The organism is Pseudomonas sp. LBUM1648, from assembly GCF_059716145.1.
Genome location: NZ_CP166808.1, coordinates 3631040 through 3648145, shown reverse-complemented (window position 1 = coordinate 3648145; position 17106 = coordinate 3631040). Strand labels below are relative to the sequence as shown.

Annotated in this window: 15 protein-coding genes; 13 read left to right on the top strand and 2 right to left on the bottom strand. The window is 61.8% G+C overall.

The features are described 5' to 3' along the window. Positions 1–130: 130 nt before the first annotated feature. From ACA043_RS16575 to ACA043_RS16540, 8 genes are all read left to right on the top strand, one after another. Complete coding sequence (locus ACA043_RS16575) at positions 131–883, top strand: GntR family transcriptional regulator (protein ID WP_016774450.1); 753 nt, start codon at positions 131–133, stop codon at positions 881–883. Beyond that, entirely contained in the window at positions 880–2610 is a 1731-nt protein-coding gene (locus tag ACA043_RS16570; RefSeq protein ID WP_497657435.1) for a fumarate reductase/succinate dehydrogenase flavoprotein subunit, read from the top strand. The genes ACA043_RS16575 and ACA043_RS16570 overlap by 4 nt, the downstream gene beginning before the upstream one ends. A 26-nt stretch (positions 2611–2636) precedes the next feature. After that, complete coding sequence (locus ACA043_RS16565) at positions 2637–2882, top strand: 4Fe-4S dicluster domain-containing protein (protein WP_003225615.1); 246 nt, start codon at positions 2637–2639, stop codon at positions 2880–2882. A 122-nt stretch (positions 2883–3004) separates the two neighbouring features. Further along, positions 3005–4429, top strand: a complete 1425-nt coding sequence (locus ACA043_RS16560; RefSeq protein WP_497657434.1) for an ABC transporter substrate-binding protein — start codon at positions 3005–3007, stop codon at positions 4427–4429. Positions 4430–4647: 218 nt separating this feature from the next. Next, a complete protein-coding gene (locus ACA043_RS16555) occupies positions 4648–5433 on the top strand; it encodes an ABC transporter permease (RefSeq protein ID WP_489879456.1) in 786 nt (261 codons plus the stop codon). After that, positions 5433–6281, top strand: coding sequence for an ABC transporter ATP-binding protein (locus tag ACA043_RS16550; protein ID WP_497657433.1), 849 nt, complete (start codon positions 5433–5435; stop codon positions 6279–6281). The genes ACA043_RS16555 and ACA043_RS16550 overlap by 1 nt, the downstream gene beginning before the upstream one ends. Next, positions 6278–7240 carry a HEAT repeat domain-containing protein gene (locus ACA043_RS16545; protein ID WP_497657432.1) on the top strand — a complete coding sequence of 321 codons (963 nt, stop codon included), beginning with the start codon at positions 6278–6280 and terminating at the stop codon, positions 7238–7240. The genes ACA043_RS16550 and ACA043_RS16545 overlap by 4 nt, the downstream gene beginning before the upstream one ends. Beyond that, a complete protein-coding gene (locus ACA043_RS16540) occupies positions 7237–7515 on the top strand; it encodes a DUF971 domain-containing protein (protein ID WP_401266846.1) in 279 nt (92 codons plus the stop codon). The genes ACA043_RS16545 and ACA043_RS16540 overlap by 4 nt, the downstream gene beginning before the upstream one ends. 34 nt (positions 7516–7549) lie before the next feature. On the opposite strand, the gene ACA043_RS16535 is transcribed toward ACA043_RS16540, so the two are convergent. Further along, positions 7550–8287, bottom strand: coding sequence for a TorF family putative porin (locus ACA043_RS16535; RefSeq protein WP_497657431.1), 738 nt, complete (start codon positions 8285–8287; stop codon positions 7550–7552). A 147-nt stretch (positions 8288–8434) separates the two neighbouring features. Then, on the bottom strand, positions 8435–10177 hold the full coding sequence (locus ACA043_RS16530) for an amidohydrolase (protein WP_497657430.1): 1743 nt from the start codon (positions 10175–10177) through the stop codon (positions 8435–8437). A gap of 103 nt (positions 10178–10280) precedes the next feature. On the opposite strand from ACA043_RS16530, the gene ACA043_RS16525 reads away from it, so the two are divergent. From ACA043_RS16525 to ACA043_RS16505, 5 genes are read left to right on the top strand one after another with little or no spacing between them, the layout of a single operon-like run. Continuing rightward, positions 10281–11198, top strand: a complete 918-nt coding sequence (locus ACA043_RS16525) for a LysR family transcriptional regulator (protein ID WP_497614251.1) — start codon at positions 10281–10283, stop codon at positions 11196–11198. A gap of 38 nt (positions 11199–11236) precedes the next feature. Continuing rightward, entirely contained in the window at positions 11237–11854 is a 618-nt protein-coding gene (lexA, locus tag ACA043_RS16520; RefSeq protein ID WP_187679794.1) for a transcriptional repressor LexA, read from the top strand. Further along, positions 11854–12471 carry a translesion DNA synthesis-associated protein ImuA gene (imuA, locus tag ACA043_RS16515; protein WP_150705610.1) on the top strand — a complete coding sequence of 206 codons (618 nt, stop codon included), beginning with the start codon at positions 11854–11856 and terminating at the stop codon, positions 12469–12471. The genes lexA and imuA overlap by 1 nt, the downstream gene beginning before the upstream one ends. Before the next feature lie 7 nt (positions 12472–12478). Beyond that, positions 12479–13894: a Y-family DNA polymerase gene (locus tag ACA043_RS16510; RefSeq protein WP_497657429.1), complete on the top strand. Its 1416-nt coding sequence runs from the start codon at positions 12479–12481 to the stop codon at positions 13892–13894. After that, positions 13891–16968, top strand: a complete 3078-nt coding sequence (locus ACA043_RS16505) for an error-prone DNA polymerase (RefSeq protein ID WP_497657428.1) — start codon at positions 13891–13893, stop codon at positions 16966–16968. The genes ACA043_RS16510 and ACA043_RS16505 overlap by 4 nt, the downstream gene beginning before the upstream one ends. Positions 16969–17106 lie beyond the last annotated feature (138 nt).

The following is a 17106-nucleotide window of genomic DNA, read 5'->3' as shown; positions in this document are numbered from 1 at the left end:
CGCGAGCAGGCTCGCTCCCACATTTGCTCCTGTGTTGTCGCATCTAAGGATATGCCCAAACAATATTTCTCAACCTTGTCATAACAACTCTAAGATCACGTCATAACTCGTTATAACAAGTGATCCGAAGATGACCGATAACGTTCTCTCCCTAAGCAGCGTTCCTCTGCACACCCAACTGCGCGACGTCCTCCGCGCGCGCATTCTCGATGGCGAATACCCGCAAGACAGCCAGATGCCGTCCGAAAGCGAACTCGGCGCGCTGTTCAAAGTCAGCCGCATCACCGTGCGCCAGGCGCTGGGTGATCTGCAAAAGGAAGGGCTGATCTTCAAGATCCACGGCAAAGGCACCTTCGTTGCCAAGCCGAAAACCTTCCAGAACGTCAGCAGCTTGCAAGGTCTCGCCGAGTCCATGACCGGTCGCGGCTACGAGGTGATCAACCGCCTGCGCAGCTTCAAATTCATCCCGGCCGACAAGCGCGTCGCCGAGCGTTTGCAGGTCGCCGAGGGCGAGATCGTCGCGCAGATCAAACGCGTGCGGTTGATCAACCGTGAGCCGATCTCGCTGGAAATCACCTACCTGCCCAAAGCCGTCGGCGAGCGGCTGGAGAAGGCTGATCTGGTTACTCGCGACATCTTCCTGATCCTCGAAAACGACTGCGGCATCGCCCTTGGCCACGCCGATCTGGCCATCGACGCGGTGCTCGCTGACAGCGACCTGACTCAGGCGCTGAACGTCGAGGCCGGCTCGCCGATCATGCGTATCGAACGTCTGACTCACGACGCGCAGGGGCAGCCGCTGGACTTTGAACACCTTTACTACCGTGGCGATGCGTTCCAGTACCGCCTGCGGATCGACCGGCAAAAAGGGGAGCAGGCATGACACGCAGCACGCTTGAGCAGGAATACGACATCGTCGTGATCGGCGGCGGCACTGCCGGCCCGATGGCCGCGATCAAGGCCAAAGAGAAGAACCGTGATCTGCGCGTGCTGCTGGTCGACAAGGCCAACGTCAAACGCAGCGGCGCGATCAGCATGGGCATGGACGGCCTGAACAACGCGATCATCCCCGGCCACTCGACGCCCGAGCAGTACACCAAGGAAATCACCATCGCCAACGACGGCATCGTCAATCAGGCGGCGGTGTACGCCTACGCCACCCACAGCTTCGAAACCATCGAGCAACTCGACCGCTGGGGTGTGAAGTTCGAGAAGGACGAAACCGGCGATTACGCGGTGAAAAAAGTCCACCACATGGGCGCCTACGTGCTGCCGATGCCGGAAGGTCACGACATCAAGAAAGTCCTTTATCGCCAGTTGAAGCGCGCGCGGGTCAGCATCACCAATCGACTGGTCTGCACCCGTTTGCTGACCGACGAAGAGGGCGCGGTCAACGGTGTGATGGGCTTCGATTGCCGCACCGCCGACTTCCATGTGATCAAGGCCAAAGCGGTGATCCTTGCCTGTGGCGCGGCCGGGCGCCTCGGTTTGCCATCGTCGGGCTATTTGATGGGCACCTACGAAAATCCGACCAATGCCGGCGACGGCTACGCGATGGCCTATCACGCCGGGGCCGAACTGGCGAACCTCGAATGCTTCCAGATCAACCCGCTGATCAAGGATTACAACGGCCCGGCGTGCGCCTACGTCACCGGCCCGCTGGGCGGCTACACCGCCAACAACAAGGGCGAACGCTTCATCGAGTGCGACTACTGGAGCGGGCAGATGATGTGGGAGTTCCACCAGGAACTGGAAAGCGGCAACGGCCCGGTATTCCTCAAACTCGATCATCTGGCAGAGGAAACCATCCAGAACATCGAGGAAATCCTGCACAGCAACGAACGCCCGAGCCGTGGCCAGTTTCACGCCAATCGCGGTACCGATTACCGCACGCAAATGGTCGAGATGCACATTTCCGAGATCGGGTTTTGCAGTGGTCACTCGGCGTCCGGTGTGTGGGTCAACGAGCGTGCCGAAACTTCGGTGAAAGGCTTGTACTCCGCTGGTGACATGGCTGCCGTGCCGCACAACTACATGCTCGGCGCGTTTACCTATGGCTGGTTCGCCGGGCACAACGCGGCGGAGTTTGTTGCCGGGCGCGAGTTCTCCGCGCTGGATGCCGGGCAGATCGAGAAAGAGAAAGCGCGGGTCTACGCACCGCTGGATCGCGAACACGGCCTGCCGCCGGCGCAGGTCGAGTACAAGCTGCGGCGCTTCGTCAACGACTACCTGCAACCGCCAAAAGTGACAAAGAAAATGCAGATCGGCCTGCAACGCTTCAGCGACATCGAACGTGATCTCGACCAGATGAAGGCCAGCAACGCCCACGAACTGATGCGCGCCATGGAAACCAGCGTGATCCGCGACTGCGCCGAAATGGCTGCCCGCGCTTCGCTGTTCCGCGCCGAAAGCCGCTGGGGGCTTTACCACTACCGGGTCGATCACCCGCAGCGCAACGACGCTGAATGGTTCTGCCATTGCCACCTGAAGAAGGGCGACGACGGCCAGATGACCAGTTTTAAAAAAGCCGTCGAGCCTTACATCATCCCGCTCGATGCCGAAGAAATGCAGGCTTACGACCGCTTGCGGGTCGGCGCTTTTGCCGCGTGATGCATCACCCATAGAGAACCCGAACCATGGCCTATCAAGCCCAGGAAATCTTCTTCCGCTCCAACGCCCCCGTCACCGTGGACGAGGACAAATGCATCGCCGAAAAGGGCTGCACCGTGTGCGTCGACGTCTGCCCGATGGATCTGCTGGCGATCAACCCGGCCACGCAAAAGGCCTACATGGCGTTCGATGAATGCTGGTACTGCATGCCGTGTGAGAAGGATTGTCCGACCGGTGCGGTGAAAGTCGATATCCCTTATCTCCTGCGTTGAAACCCGCTCCCACATTGGAACTGTGAGAACACAAAGCCATCCGGAAACCCCGGACGCTGGATTCAAAAACACCCCTCGTTTCCCACCGCGCCCTGATCGCGGCGGAGACGAACATCCTATAAATGATTCGAGGGGAAACACTCATGTTGCGTGCAGCAATCGCCAGTCTCGTACTGGCCTCGTTCACCTTCTCGGCCTCGGCCGAAACCATCCGTATTGCTATCGGCACCCAAGACACCACCATCAACTGCGCCGCCGGCGGTCTGTTGATTCGTGAGCTCGGCCTGCTCGACAAGTACCTGCCCCACGACGGCGCCTATAAAGACGCGAAATATGACGTGCAGTGGAAGAACTTCACCAGCGGCGCACCGCTGACCAACGAAATGGTCGCCGGCAAACTCGACTTTGGCGCCATGGCCGATTTCCCCGGTGCGTTCAATGGCGTGGCATTCGAAACCGCCGGCAAGCACAGCCTGTTCATCAGCGTGTTGTCGGGCAGCACCAAGGGCAGCGGCAACGGCATCGTCGTGCCGAGCGCGTCGGGCGTGCAGTCGCTGAGCGAACTCAAGGGCAAGACCATCTCCGTGCCGTTCGCTTCCACGGCGCACGGTATGTTGCTGCGTGCGGTGGCGGAGCAGGGCTGGGACCCACTCAAAGACGTGAACATCATCGCTCAGCCGCCAGAAGTCGCCGGCTCCGCGTTGCAGGCCGGCAAGATCGACGCCCATGCTGATTTTGTGCCGTTCGCCGAACTGTTCCCCAGCCGTGGTTTCGCTCGCAAGATCTACGACGGCGCCCAGGCCAATTCGCCGACCTTTCACGGTGCTCTGGTCGATCAGGCGTACGCGAAAAAGTACCCGGAAATCGTCGTCGCTTATCTGCGCGCAAGCATCGAGGCCAATCAGTTGCTGGCCGCCGAGCCTGAGAGGTACAGCGAGCTGATCGCCAAAGTCACTGGCGTCGATGCCGAGGTCAATTACCTGTTCCACGGTCCGCTTGGTGTGCAGACCCGAGATCTGAGCTGGAAGCCGGAATATCGCCAGGCAGTCGGAACGGCCATCGACACATTGAAACTGCTGAAAAAGGCTGATCGTGGACTCGATCTGAACAACTTCATCGACGACCAGTACATCCGCGCCGCATTCAAGGCTTCGAACCTGGATTACACCGCGCAACTCGCCAACTACGCGCAGACGCCTTTGAAAGCCGTGGATGCCACAACGGGTAAAGCCATCACGGACTTCAGCCACGTCGCCGAAATCTGGGTGCGCGGTGAAGACAAGGTACGCCAGTACGCCTCGGCCGAAGCCGCGTTCACCGCGTTAGCGGCTTTGAAACAGGAAGGTAAAAACATCCGTGCGGTGTATGCGCAGGCCAGTGACAGCGGGATCAAGTTGCTGGCGGATCAGGCGTGGTTTGCCAGTGATGCCAAGGGACGTCTGAGTGCATTCCTGCTCAAGGGCCAGGCCCAGCAATTTGCGGCGGCGCGGGGTGGGAAGGTTTTCGATTTTACTGATGCCACGACCCAGGCTGTGGTCGCTCGTTAAGGGCAGATCAAGAGCCCCTCACCCTAACCCTCTCCCGGAGGGAGAGGGGACTGACCGGGATGTTTGGGCGAGATACGCCGACCTGGAATACCGAGCCGAACTCAGGTTTGAAACACACAAAATCGGCTCCCTTTCCCCCTCGCCCCCTTGGGGGAGAGGGCTGGGGTGAGGGGGTAAATCTTAGCCGTCACACAGATCCGGAACTGGAAACCCGCTCCATGAAAACACCTTCCGCCTTGCGCTGGACATCAAGATCCGCCTCACTGCTGCTCTGCCTTCTATTCTGGCAACTCGCCGCCAGCCACCACTGGAACCTCGGCCTCGTCACCTTCGCCAATGTGCCTACGCCATTGGCGGTCATCGAAGCCGCACTCGGTCTGGGCGACTCCGGCAAGCTCCTGCAACACCTGACCGCCAGCCTCAGCCGCGTCTTCGCCGGCTACCTCGCTGCACTGGTCGTCGGCATCGCATTGGGCCTGGCCATCGGCCGTTCTAAATGGGCTGAAGACCTGTTGCTTCCACCGCTGGAAGTCCTGCGCCCGATCCCGGCCGTGGCATGGATTCCATTGGCGATCCTGATGTTCCCGTCCTCGGAGTTGTCGATGGTCTTCATCACCTTCACCGGCGCGTTGTTCCCGATCCTGCTCAACACTGTGCACGGCGTCGAAGGTGTCGATCCGCGCCTGATCGCTTCGGCGAAAAGCCTCGGAGCAGGGCGTCGGGCGATCCTGCTGGAAGTGATCCTGCCCGGTGCTGCGCCAAGTGTCATCACCGGCCTCGCCATCGGCATGGGCACGTCGTGGTTCTGTCTGGTGACCGCGGAAATGATCTCTGGCCAGTTCGGCATCGGTTACTACACCTGGGAGTCCTACACCATTCAGAACTACGCCGACATTGTCGTCGGCATGTTGCTGATCGGCGTACTGGGTATGGGCAGCAGTTTGTTGATCAAGCGTCTGGGTGGGTTGTTCACGCCTTGGCATCGTCCACGAGGTAAAGCCTGATGAGCATGATGCAAACCCCGGAAGGGCGGATTGATATCCGCAAGTTGTCCATCGTCCTCGGCGAAGGTCGGCACGCGTTTGAAGCGGTGCAGGGCCTCGATTGCCAGATCGAACCCGGCCAGTTCGTGTGCATTCTCGGCCCGTCCGGTTGCGGCAAATCGACCTTGCTCGGCGCCTTGGCCGGGCACTTGAACGCGCATGCCGGTAGCCTCAAAGTCGATGGCGCCGAGGTGTCCGGCCCGTCGCCGCAGCGCGGCATGGTGTTCCAGCATCACACGCTGTTCCCGTGGCGCACGGTGCGCGAAAACGTCGCCTTCGGCCTGAAAATGCAGGGCATCGGCAAGGCTGAACGTCATCGCGCCGCCGACGAAATTCTCAAACTGGTGGGCCTCGACGGTTTCGCCGAACGCTGGCCCGACCAACTCTCCGGCGGCATGCAGCAACGGGTGGAGATCGCCCGGGTGCTGGTCAATCGTCCACGGCTGTTGCTGATGGACGAGCCGTTCGGCGCGCTGGACGCCTTGACCCGGCTGAACATGCAGGAACTGTTGCTGGACATCTGGACGCGCATCCGCACCACCGTGGTGTTCGTCACCCACGACATCGACGAGGCGCTGTTTCTTGCCGACCGCTTGCTGGTGATGAGCGCGCGGCCGGGGCGAATCATCGAAGATATGCGCCTGGATTTTCCGCGTCCGCGCACTACTGAGCTGGTCACCAGCCATGAATTCTCGTGTCTGAAGCGCCACTGTCTCGACCTGTTACGCCACGACAACGACCGACCGCTGCCGCGCCTCAATCCGCTCGGCCTGCCTCCCGAAAACCCTTTGCCGCGATTTGCCCTATGACTTCTATTTTTGCTGTGACCGATAACCAAGACATTCTCGACCTGCAACCACGACTGACCGCTGAAGACGCTGGCGTGCGGCGCATCGCCCTGATTGATCTGGCGGATCTCGAAGAACCGGATGGCTTGCTCTGGCTGGTGGAGCGCCTCGCGCATGATCCCGCCGAAGAAGTCCGCGCCGAAGCCGCGCGGCTGCTGGAGGCCTGGGAAGACGAGCCTGTGGTCGCCGCCTTGTGTGACGCGCTGACCGATCCGTCGCCGGCCGTGCAATCTGCCGCCGCACAGAGCCTCAGTCTGCTCAAGACCGAAGCCGCCGGGCGGGTGATTCTGCCGTGGACTGATCACGCTGAAGTCAGTGTACGGATCGCCGCGTTCCGTGCTTTACGTGAGTTGCGTTTTGTCGCTGCCGCGCCCGCTGCAGTCGCCGCACTGCAGGATGCCGACGCCCATGTACGCCGCGAAGCCGTGGGCGTGCTCGGCTGGCTCAAACAACTCGACGCGCTGCCGGCATTGGCGCGACTGGCCAGCGCTGACCCTGACACCGAGGTGCGCCGCGGCGCCACCGGCGCTCTCGGTCTGGCCTCTGGCGCCGATGTGCTGCCGGCCCTGCGCCAAGCCTTGCAGGACGACGCCTGGCAAGTGCGCGAGGAAGCGGCGACTACGTTGGGCAAAGTCGGTCACATCGACGCCGGCCCGGCATTGATCGAAGCGCTGGGCGACGATTACTGGCAAGTTCGCCTGCGCGCCACCCGCAGCCTCGGTCGCTTGCGTTTCGCTCCTGCGCTCGACGCCTTGATCGAAACCCTTGGTCACCGCATCAGCAACCTGCGCAAGGAAGCCGCGTTGGCCTTGGGCGAGTTGAATGATCGCGGTGCAGTGGCGGCGTTGCAGGCGGCGCAAGACGATGGTGATCCGGAAGTGCGCAAAGCGGTGCGGATAGCCCTGAGTCAGCTGCAATGAGTCCGGTATCTGTTGGCAACTCGCAGAGTGAGCAGACCCTGCGACTAAGCTGGCCTGATGGCAGCGAATCGGTGCTCGATCACGCCGAACTGCGCCGCCAATGCCCCTGCTCGCAATGCCGCGCTTTTCGTCTGCGCGGCTTGACGCCGCTGGTGGATGAACGCGTGCGCCTCATCGAAATCAACCCCCAAGGCTATGGCGTGCAGCTGGTGTTCAGCGACGGGCACCAGCGCGGGATCTACCCGTGGCAATATCTCGCACAGCTCACTTCCTGAACCCACCAAAAGCCCAATGTAGGAGTGTGGTGTGTCAGAAAGATTTACTGACGCTGGCAACCACAGTCGCGGTGCACACGTCCTTGAATCCCCAGTTGCTCAAGCACTGGGTTTGCGACAGATCGGTGTCGATGTAGCTCAAACCCAGCAGCACTCCGGCCAGATTGTGGGTGACTTTCACTTCCCATTCGCGGTACGACGCTTCGCCATGCCCGGAGGCCGAATACACATGCGGATCCTTGAAATCCATATGGCCGTAACGCAACTTCAGGCCCGAATCGAACGGCAGTTCGGTTTCATAGCTGACGTAGCTGTAAAGCGAACTCTGCTGGCTATCGATGCCGGGCGCATCGCTTGAGTAATACGCCGCGAATTTCACCCCGTACACACCGAGAATCCCGTACACCTCACTCTGGTTGAACTGACTTTCCCCGGGATAGGCGTACTTGAGGTAGCCCAGATCAAGGCTGACCTCTTCGGTCGCCTGCCACAGCCAGCCGGCGTAGTAATCGACTTCCTGACGGGTTTTCAGACCTGCGCCGAAATCGACGTTCGAGCTCCATGCCCCCATGTAAAGGCCGCTGCTGTGGGCGAGGGTCAAACCGGCCTGCACGGTGGGGTCGTTCTGGGTTTGCGAGATGCCGCGAGTGCGGTAATCGCTGGCCACAGTCAAATCCACCAGCACGGCGAAGTCGTCGTTCAAGGGGATAGCGTGGCTGCTTAAAGGCAGCAGGCTCAAGAAACTCAGGGCGAACAGGGGCAAGGCTTTCATGTGAAGTCCCGATGTTGTGATTGTTATGGGGGCAGAAAGAGAAACCTGTAGGAGCTGCCGAAGGCTGCGATCTTTTGATCTTGTTTTTTACAATCAACATCAAAAGATCGCAGCCTTCGGCAGCTCCTACAGGGAAGGGCGGTGTTGTTATTGAGCGGCGGTATAGACCTGACGGCCGCCGAACCAGGTTTGCAGGACCTGGGTGTCATGCAGGGCTTTGTCGTCGACGCTGAACACGTCGCGATCAAGGACGATGAAATCCGCCTGTTTGCCCGGCGTCAGCGAACCGATCTGCTTGTCCAGGCCAATGGTTCGCGCGGCGTTGGCGGTGTAGGCGTAGAACATGGTTTCGCGGTCCAGACGCTCCTCGGCATTGAGCACGCCCAGCGGGCCGACGCGGGTGATGGCCTGGGCCATGGCGTTGAACGGGTTCGCTGACGACACCGGCCAGTCACTGGCGCCGGCAATCGTCGCGCCCTGTTTGAGCAGCGAGTGCGCCGGGTATTGATAACGGAAGGCGAGTGCGCTGACGTAGGGCTTGATCATGTCGGTGGTGTAATCGTCGGCACTGGCCCACAGCAGCTGCATCGAGGCGATCACGTTCAGTGGTTTGAAACGGGCGAATTCTTTCGGGTTGACCATTTGCAAGTGAGTGATCGAGTGCGTCACGCCGCTTTGCCGATCCTGGCGCGCCTGGGCGATGCCGTTCAACGCTTCGCGCACCGCACGGTCGCCGATGGCGTGGATGTGCACTAGCCAACCGCGTTGATCAATGGCGCTGACCAATGCGCCGAAATGCTGCGGGTCGATCAGCAGTTCGCCCTGTTTGTGCGAGTTGCTGTACGGGTCGATCATCGCCGCACTTTGCGCCGGGTATTCGATCACCCCGTCAGCGAAGATTTTGATGCCGGGCAGGGTGAGGTTGGGGATGCCCTGAAACTGCTGGCGAACCTTGTCGAGGGTATCGAGATCGGCAGGTACGCTTTTCGAATTGGCCACCAGCAGCGCGGCGACGTGCACGCTCATCTCGCCGCTTTCTGCCAGCGCCTTATAGGCCGGCAGCACGCCGACGGTTTTCTCGGTGGGTTTGAGAGCGAACACCGGCTCGCCCGGTGCGGCGTTGGCGGCGGGGTCCATCCACGCCGTAATGCCGAGGCTGTTGTTGTAGCGCACGGCGGACTTCGCCGCGTTGAGCATGGCGGCGGGGCTCGGCACCGGCATTTTCGAAGCGACCCGATCCCAACCGGCGTCGACCAGAAAACCGTTGGGTTCGCCGTTGGCCAGTTTGCCGATCGTATCTTTTTCCGCGTCTGGCAGGCTTTTCAGCAGCGCGGCGTCGATACCTGCGCGTTTGAGCATCACGTTGTTGGCCCACGCGGTGTGGTGGTCGCTGCCGGTGAACACCACCGGCACGTTGGCCCATTCACCGTTGTTGAAGGTTTTGCCCAAGGCTTCAGCCTGCGCCCAATACTTCGAACTCATGCCGGCAATGCTCAGCACATCGCCATGCCTGGCCGTGCCGTCGTCCCGCCAGTTGCGCAGGTTTTTTTCCAGTTCGTCGAGGGCAACGACTTCGTCTTCCATGTTCGCCGAGACCATTTCCAGACCACCGAAAATCGCGTGGGAATGGCTATCGATCAGGCCGGGCATCAGCGCTTTGCCGCCTAGATCGATAACTTTTGTGCCGGGTTCGATCAGCGCTTTGATCTGTGCATCCGTGCCGACTTTCAACACTTTGCCGTTCTCTACGGCCAGCGCCTGCACCTTGGGTTGAGCGCGGTCGGCGGTGAAAATCTTGCCATTGACCAACACCAGATCGGCAGCGGCCATGGCTTCCATCGAGGCAAAACTTACTGCAGCGACAAGCAGATTCGGGATGAATCTTTTCATTGAAGATTTCCTTGTTATTGCGTCTGATGGCCAGATTAGTGGCTGGCAACGACCGACAGAACGCCTCCCTCACGAAAAACGTTTTTGCCTGAATGGAAAAAGCATGGACAAGTTGGGTGCATTGAAAATGTTCGTGGTCACCGCGCAACTCGGCAGTTTCAGCCGCGCCGCCGAGCAACTGGGCAAGACGCCGTCGGCGCTTACCAAAGCGGTCAACCACCTGGAAGCCGAACTCGGGGCGCGGCTGTTTGAGCGCAGTACCCGGCGGATTTTGCTCACCGAAATCGGCCGGGTGTATCTGGAAACCGCACGCTTGGTGCTGCAGCGCCTGGAAGAGGCCAGCGAGGAAATCGAGCAACTGCAGCACGGTTTGCGCGGCAGCCTGAAAATCACCGCGCCGCTGGCGTACGGGCGGGCGTTTCTCGATCAAGTGTGCGACGGCTTTTTGCAGCAATACCCGCAGATCAGCCTGCAAGTGGATCTGTGCGACGAGTTCGTCAATCTGCTGGAAAGCGGCTACGACCTGGCCTTGCGCGAAGGTCACGATGACTTGCCGGGGCTGATCGCGCGGGTGGTCGGCAGCAATCGCCTGGCCCTGTGCGGCAGCCCTGAGTATCTGGCGCGCAAGGGCTTGCCGGTGAATCCGCAAACCCTAGATCAGCATGAATGGCTGCTGTACCGGCACCCGTTGCTCAGCCGTGAGTTCTGGTGGGCCGAGCGTGACGGTCAGCGCCTGAGCCTGCCGCAACCGGCAACGCCACGCTTGCGCAGTGACAATTACGACTTGCTGCTGGCCAGCGCTTTGGCCGGGCGCGGTTTGCTGCATACGCCGTTGTGGAGCGCTGCGCCGTTTATCGCTGACGGGCGACTGGTGCGGGTCATGGCTGACTACGAGATCGACCCGGACAGCTTCGGCCCGCACATTCTGGCGGTGTACCCGAGCCATCGGCGCGCCACGGCGAAAGTCGTGGCGTTTATCGATTACATCGCAGGGTTTCTGGCCGAGCGTGGTTTGAGCTGACTGGCGGTGCTTGTCAGAAAAATCCCACAGGAGTACAAATGTACTCCATGACGAACCTGACTCCCCGCCGTACCGCCATCCTGACCTTTATCCGCGAACGCATCGCCGAACACGGTCAGCCCCCAAGCCTCGCTGAAATCAGCGAGGCTTTTGGTTTTGCCTCGCGCAGCGTGGCGCGCAAGCATGTGCTGGCGCTCACCGAAGCCGGGTTTATCGAGGTCAACCCGCATCAGGCCCGGGGCATTCGCTTGCTCGGGCAACCGGCACGTGCGGAGTTGCTGGAGATTCCTGTACTCGGCCGGGTTGCCGCCGGTGCGCCGATTGGTGCTGATGCCGACATTCATAACCGCCTGATGCTCGACCCGGCGCTGTTCTCCCGCACACCCGATTACATGCTGCGAGTGCAAGGCGACTCGATGATCGAGGACGGCATTCTCGATGGTGATCTGGTCGGTGTGCGGCGCAATCCCGAGGCGCTCAACGGCCAGATCGTCGTGGCGCGGCTCGACGGTGAAGTCACCATCAAGCGTTTCGAGCGCGTCGGCGATGTGGTGCGGCTGTTACCGCGCAACCCGGCGTATCAGCCGATTGTCGTGCGTGACGATCAGGATCTGGCCATCGAAGGGGTGTTCTGCGGTCTGGTGAGGCAAGGCTGATGGGCGCCGTCGTTGCGTTGGATACCCTGTTCAATGGCGGCCAGGTCTGGAAGGGCCGTCCTGCGCCACCGGCCGCCAGCCCACAACCGACCGGGCATGCCGCGCTGGATGCAGCATTGCCCAGCGGTGGCTGGCCGGAAGCGGCATTGAGCGAAATTCTCCTGGCCGGCCCCGGTGTCGGTGAGCTGCAACTGGTGTGGCCGACGCTGGCGCGGTTGTCGGCGGCGGGTGAGCGCATCGTGCTGGTAGCGCCACCTTTCGTGCCGTACCCGCAGGCGTGGGAAAACGCCGGGGTCGACCTGCGTCAGTTGTCGGTGATTCAGGCCAGTGAACGCGATGCCTTGTGGGCGGCGGAACAATGCCTGCGTTCAGGCAGTTGCGGCGCCGTGCTGTGCTGGCCGCACAAGGCTGATGACCGAGCGTTGCGGCGTTTGCAGGTGGCGGCGGAAACCGGCCAGACCCTGGCCTTTGCGTGGCGCCCCTTAAGCGAAGCGATCAATCCGTCACCGGCAGCGTTGCGCATCGCCATCGACGCAAAACCGGCCCAATTGCGTGTACTCAAGTGCCGTGGCGGACTGGCGCGCGCGGCGCCGATTGCCTTTGCCGTGGGTCACTGAGGTCGTCATGCGCTGGGTGTGTATTCTGTTCCCGCAATTGGCCCTCGACGCCGTGTTGCGTCAGCGGCCCGATCCCGATGAGCCGTTGGTGTTGCTCAGCGGCCCGGCCCAGCGCCGGGTGCTGCAAGCGGTCAACCCGGCAGCGCGCAAACTCGGCTTGCGTCCCGGCCAGTCGATGACCGCTGCGCAAGCCCTGAGCAAAGGTTTTGCCACCGCCGATTATGAAGTGGCCGAGGTCGAACACCGGCAGCAGTTTCTGGCCGCGTGGGCCTACCGCTTCAGCGCGCAGGTCAGCGTGCATTACCCGCGCACCGTGGTGTTCGAAATCGAGTCCAGTCTTGGCCTGTTCGGTTCCTGGGCGCAGTTCGAAGCGCGGTTGCGCAAGGAACTGACCGATCTGGGTTTCCGTCATCGCATCGTCGCTGCACCCAACCCGGTGGCGGCACGCATTCTGGCCAACGCCTATGACGGACTGGTGGTGCCGGACGGCGAAGCCTTGCAGCATCATCTAGGGCAATTGCCCATCGACCGGGTCGGTCTGGAGCCGGGCGTGGCCACAGCATTGTCGCGCATGGGCCTGCGTAACCTGAGTCAGGTGCAGAGCCTGCCGCGTCAGGCACTGGCCCGACGCTTCGAAGCGCCGATGCTCAAACATCTCGACACCTTGTTCGGCGCGCGGCCGCTGGCGCTGGCGTTCTACCTGCCGCCGGATCGTTTCGATGTGCGCATCGAGCTCAATTTCGATGTGCAATCCCATCAGGCGCTGCTGTTCCCTTTACGACGCTTGACCGGCGATCTGTCGGCGTTTCTGTGTGGGCGCGACAGCGGCGTGCAGCGTTTCGACCTGCATCTGGAACACGCCGGGTTGCCGGACACCTTGATCAAGGTCGGCCTGCTCAGCGCCGAACGCGACCCGGCGATGCTCTTCGAACTGGCCCGTGGACGGCTGGAGCAGGTGCAGGTTGAGGCGCCAGTGCGCGGGTTCCGTCTGCGTGCCGAAGATTTGCCGAGTTTTGTGCCGCAGTTTCAGGAACTGTTCGATGACCGTCCGCAGCAGACCTTGCCTTGGGAGCAGTTGCGCGAACGCCTGCGCGCACGGCTGGGCGATGACGCCGTGCAAGGCCTGCGCTTTCAGGCCGATCATCGGCCCGAGTGCGCGTGGCAGAACGGCGTCGACAAACAACGTTGCGCCGGTTTGCCGAGTGTCTACCGCCCGGGCTGGTTGCTCGGTGAACCGCAGAGCGTGGCGCAAGGTTCGGCACGCATCCTCATGGGCCCTGAGCGCATCGAATCCGGCTGGTGGGACGGTGACGATGTGCGCCGCGATTACTACCTGATCCAGAACCGCGCCGGTCAGCAAGGCTGGGCCTATCGGGCGGTGGGCGAGGGTGGTCCGCTGTGGCTGCAGGGCTGGTTCGGATGAACGATGGCTACGCCGAACTGCATTGCCTGTCGAACTTCAGTTTCCAGCGCGGTGCGTCCAGTGCGCTGGAGTTGTTCCAGCGGGCGAAAAAGCACGGCTATCAGGCGCTGGCGATCACCGACGAATGCACGCTGGCGGGGATTGTCCGGGCCTGGCAAGCGGCGAAATCCGTTGAATTGCCGCTGATTATCGGCAGCGAGATTCGCATCGACAACGGCCCGAAACTGGTGCAGCTGGTGGAGAACCTTGAGGGGTATCAGGCGCTGTGCGGCTTGATCACCCGCGCCCGGCGGCGCACGCAAAAGGGCCAGTATCAGGTGCTGCGCGAGGACTTCAACGAAGCGCTGCCCGGGTTGTTGGTGTTGTGGGTGCCGGACTCGGTTGATGACGTGCAAGAGGGCCGTTGGCTGAAACAAACCTTCGGCGAACGGCTGTGGCTGGCGGTGCAGTTACATCGCGGGCAGGACGATCAGCGGCGGCTGGCGGCGTTATCGAGTCTGGCGGGTGAGTTGGGGATTCCTGCCGTGGCCAGTGGTGATGTACACATGCATGCCCGAGGCCGACGCGCCTTGCAGGACACCATGACTGCGATTCGTCATCACGTCCCGGTGGCGGAAGCCGGATTGCGCCTGCACCCCAATGGCGAGCGGCATTTGCGCAGTGTCGAGGTGTTGCGCGAACTGTATCCGCCGGCCTTGCTGGAGGCGTCGGTGAGTCTGGCCCGGCGCTGCACCTTTGATCTGGGCCAGTTGCGTTATCAATATCCCAAAGAGCTGGTGCCGGAGGGGCACAGCGCCAGTTCCTGGTTGCGCCACCTGACCGAAGAAGGCATCGCCTGGCGCTGGCCGAAAGGGCCACAGGCCAAAGTGCTCAAGCAGATCGACGATGAGCTGGAGTTGATCGCCGAACTCGGCTACGAAAGCTACTTCCTCACCGTGCATGACGTGGTGCGCTTCGCTCGCGAGCAGCACATCCTCTGTCAGGGCCGTGGTTCGGCCGCCAACTCGGCGGTGTGCTTTGCCTTGGGCATCACCGAAATCGACCCGGATCGCACTACGTTGCTGTTCGAACGCTTCATGTCGAAAGAGCGCAACGAGCCGCCGGATATCGACGTCGACTTCGAGCACGAACGCCGCGAGGAAGTCCTGCAATACGTGTTTCGCCGTTACGGCCGCCATCGCGCGGCGCTGACAGCGGTGGTCAGCACTTACCACGCCGCCGGTGCGGTGCGCGATGTGGCCAAGGCGTTGAGCCTGCCGCCGGATCAGATCAACGCGCTAGCCGATTGCTGCGGCCATTGGAGCGATGAAACACCGCCAGTGGCACGCCTGATTGAGGGCGGATTCGATCCCGACAGCCCGGTGCTGCGCCGGGTGTTGAGCCTGACCGGGCAACTGATCGGTTTCCCCCGGCACCTGTCGCAGCACCCCGGTGGTTTTGTGATTTCCGAGCAACCGCTGGACAGTCTGGTGCCGGTGGAAAACGCCGCCATGGCCGACCGCACGATCATTCAGTGGGACAAGGACGACCTCGACGCGGTCGGGCTGCTCAAGGTCGACATCCTCGCGCTGGGCATGCTCAGCGCGATTCGCCGCTGTTTCGATCTGCTGCGCCGTCATCGCCATCTGGATCTGACACTGGCGACGATTCCGGCCGAAGACAAACCGACCTACGACATGATCAGCCGCGCCGACACCATCGGCGTGTTCCAGATCGAGTCCCGTGCACAGATGTCGATGCTGCCGCGCCTGCGACCGGCGAAGTTCTACGATCTGGTGATTGAGGTGGCCATCGTCCGGCCGGGCCCGATTCAGGGCGGCATGGTCCATCCGTACCTGCGCCGGCGGAACAAGGAAGAGCCGGAAACCTATCCGTCGCCAGAACTCAAGGTCGTACTGGAAAGAACCCTCGGTGTGCCGCTGTTTCAGGAACAAGTAATGCAGATCGCCATCGTCGCCGCCGACTACAGCCCCGGCGAGGCCGATCAGTTGCGCCGCTCCATGGCCGCGTGGAAACGCCACGGCGGGCTTGAGCCGCACAAGGAGCGACTCGCCGCCGGCATGAAGAAAAACGGCTACACGCCGGAGTTCGCCGCGCAGATTTTCGAGCAGATCAAAGGCTTCGGCAGCTACGGTTTTCCCGAATCCCACGCGGCCAGTTTCGCCTTGCTGACCTACGCCAGTTGCTGGCTCAAGTGCCACGAACCGGCGGCGTTCGCTTGTGCGCTGATCAACAGTTGGCCGATGGGCTTCTACAGCCCCGACCAGATTCTTCAGGACGCCCGTCGGCATCAGCTGCAGATCCGCCCGGTGGACGTGCGCGCCAGTGACTGGGATTGCAGCCTGGAACCGATCAGCGGCGCACAACCGGCGATTCGCATGGGGCTGCGCATGATCAAGGGTTTTCGCGAGGACGATGCCCGACGCATTGAAGCGGCGCGGATGCGCGGGGCATTTGCCGATGTTGCCGATTTGGGCGAGCGGGCCGCACTCGACAGTCGGGCGCAGGCGCTGCTGGCAGATTCCGGAGCGTTGCGCGGCCTGGCCGGTCATCGGCATCGGGCGCGCTGGGAGGTGGCCGGGGTGCAGAAACAGCTGGGGTTGTTTGCCGGTTTGCCGAGTCAGGAAGAGCCTGACGTGGTGCTACCCAAGCCCAGTGTCGGTGAAGATCTGCACGCTGATTACAAGACGGTCGGCACCACCCTGGGGCCGCATCCGTTGGCGTTGTTGCGCGACGAACTGAAGGCGCGGCGTTGCCGCAGTTCGCAAGAATTACTCGACATTGAGCATGGTCGCCCGGTCAGCATTGCCGGACTGGTGACAGGCCGGCAACGACCGGGTACTGCCAGCGGCGTGACGTTTGTCACCCTGGAAGACGAGTTCGGCAACGTCAATGTGGTGGTCTGGCGCGACCTGGCCGAGCGTCAGCGCCAGGTACTGGTCGGCTCGCAATTGCTCAAGGTCGATGGCCGCTGGGAGCGCGAGGGCGACGTGCGCCACTTGATCGCCGGCCGCCTGAGCGACCTGAGTCCGCTGCTCAACGGCATCCGCGTGCAGAGCCGCGATTTCCACTGACATCACAAAATTCTCTGTCTGATCGTTCCCAGAGCAGCCAATCCATTGGCGTCAAAAAAAATCTGTCATCAATGATGGCACTTTGTCATAATGCCGCCCCTTTTCCGCTCCCCACCGCGTTGCTGTGCCGGGACACCC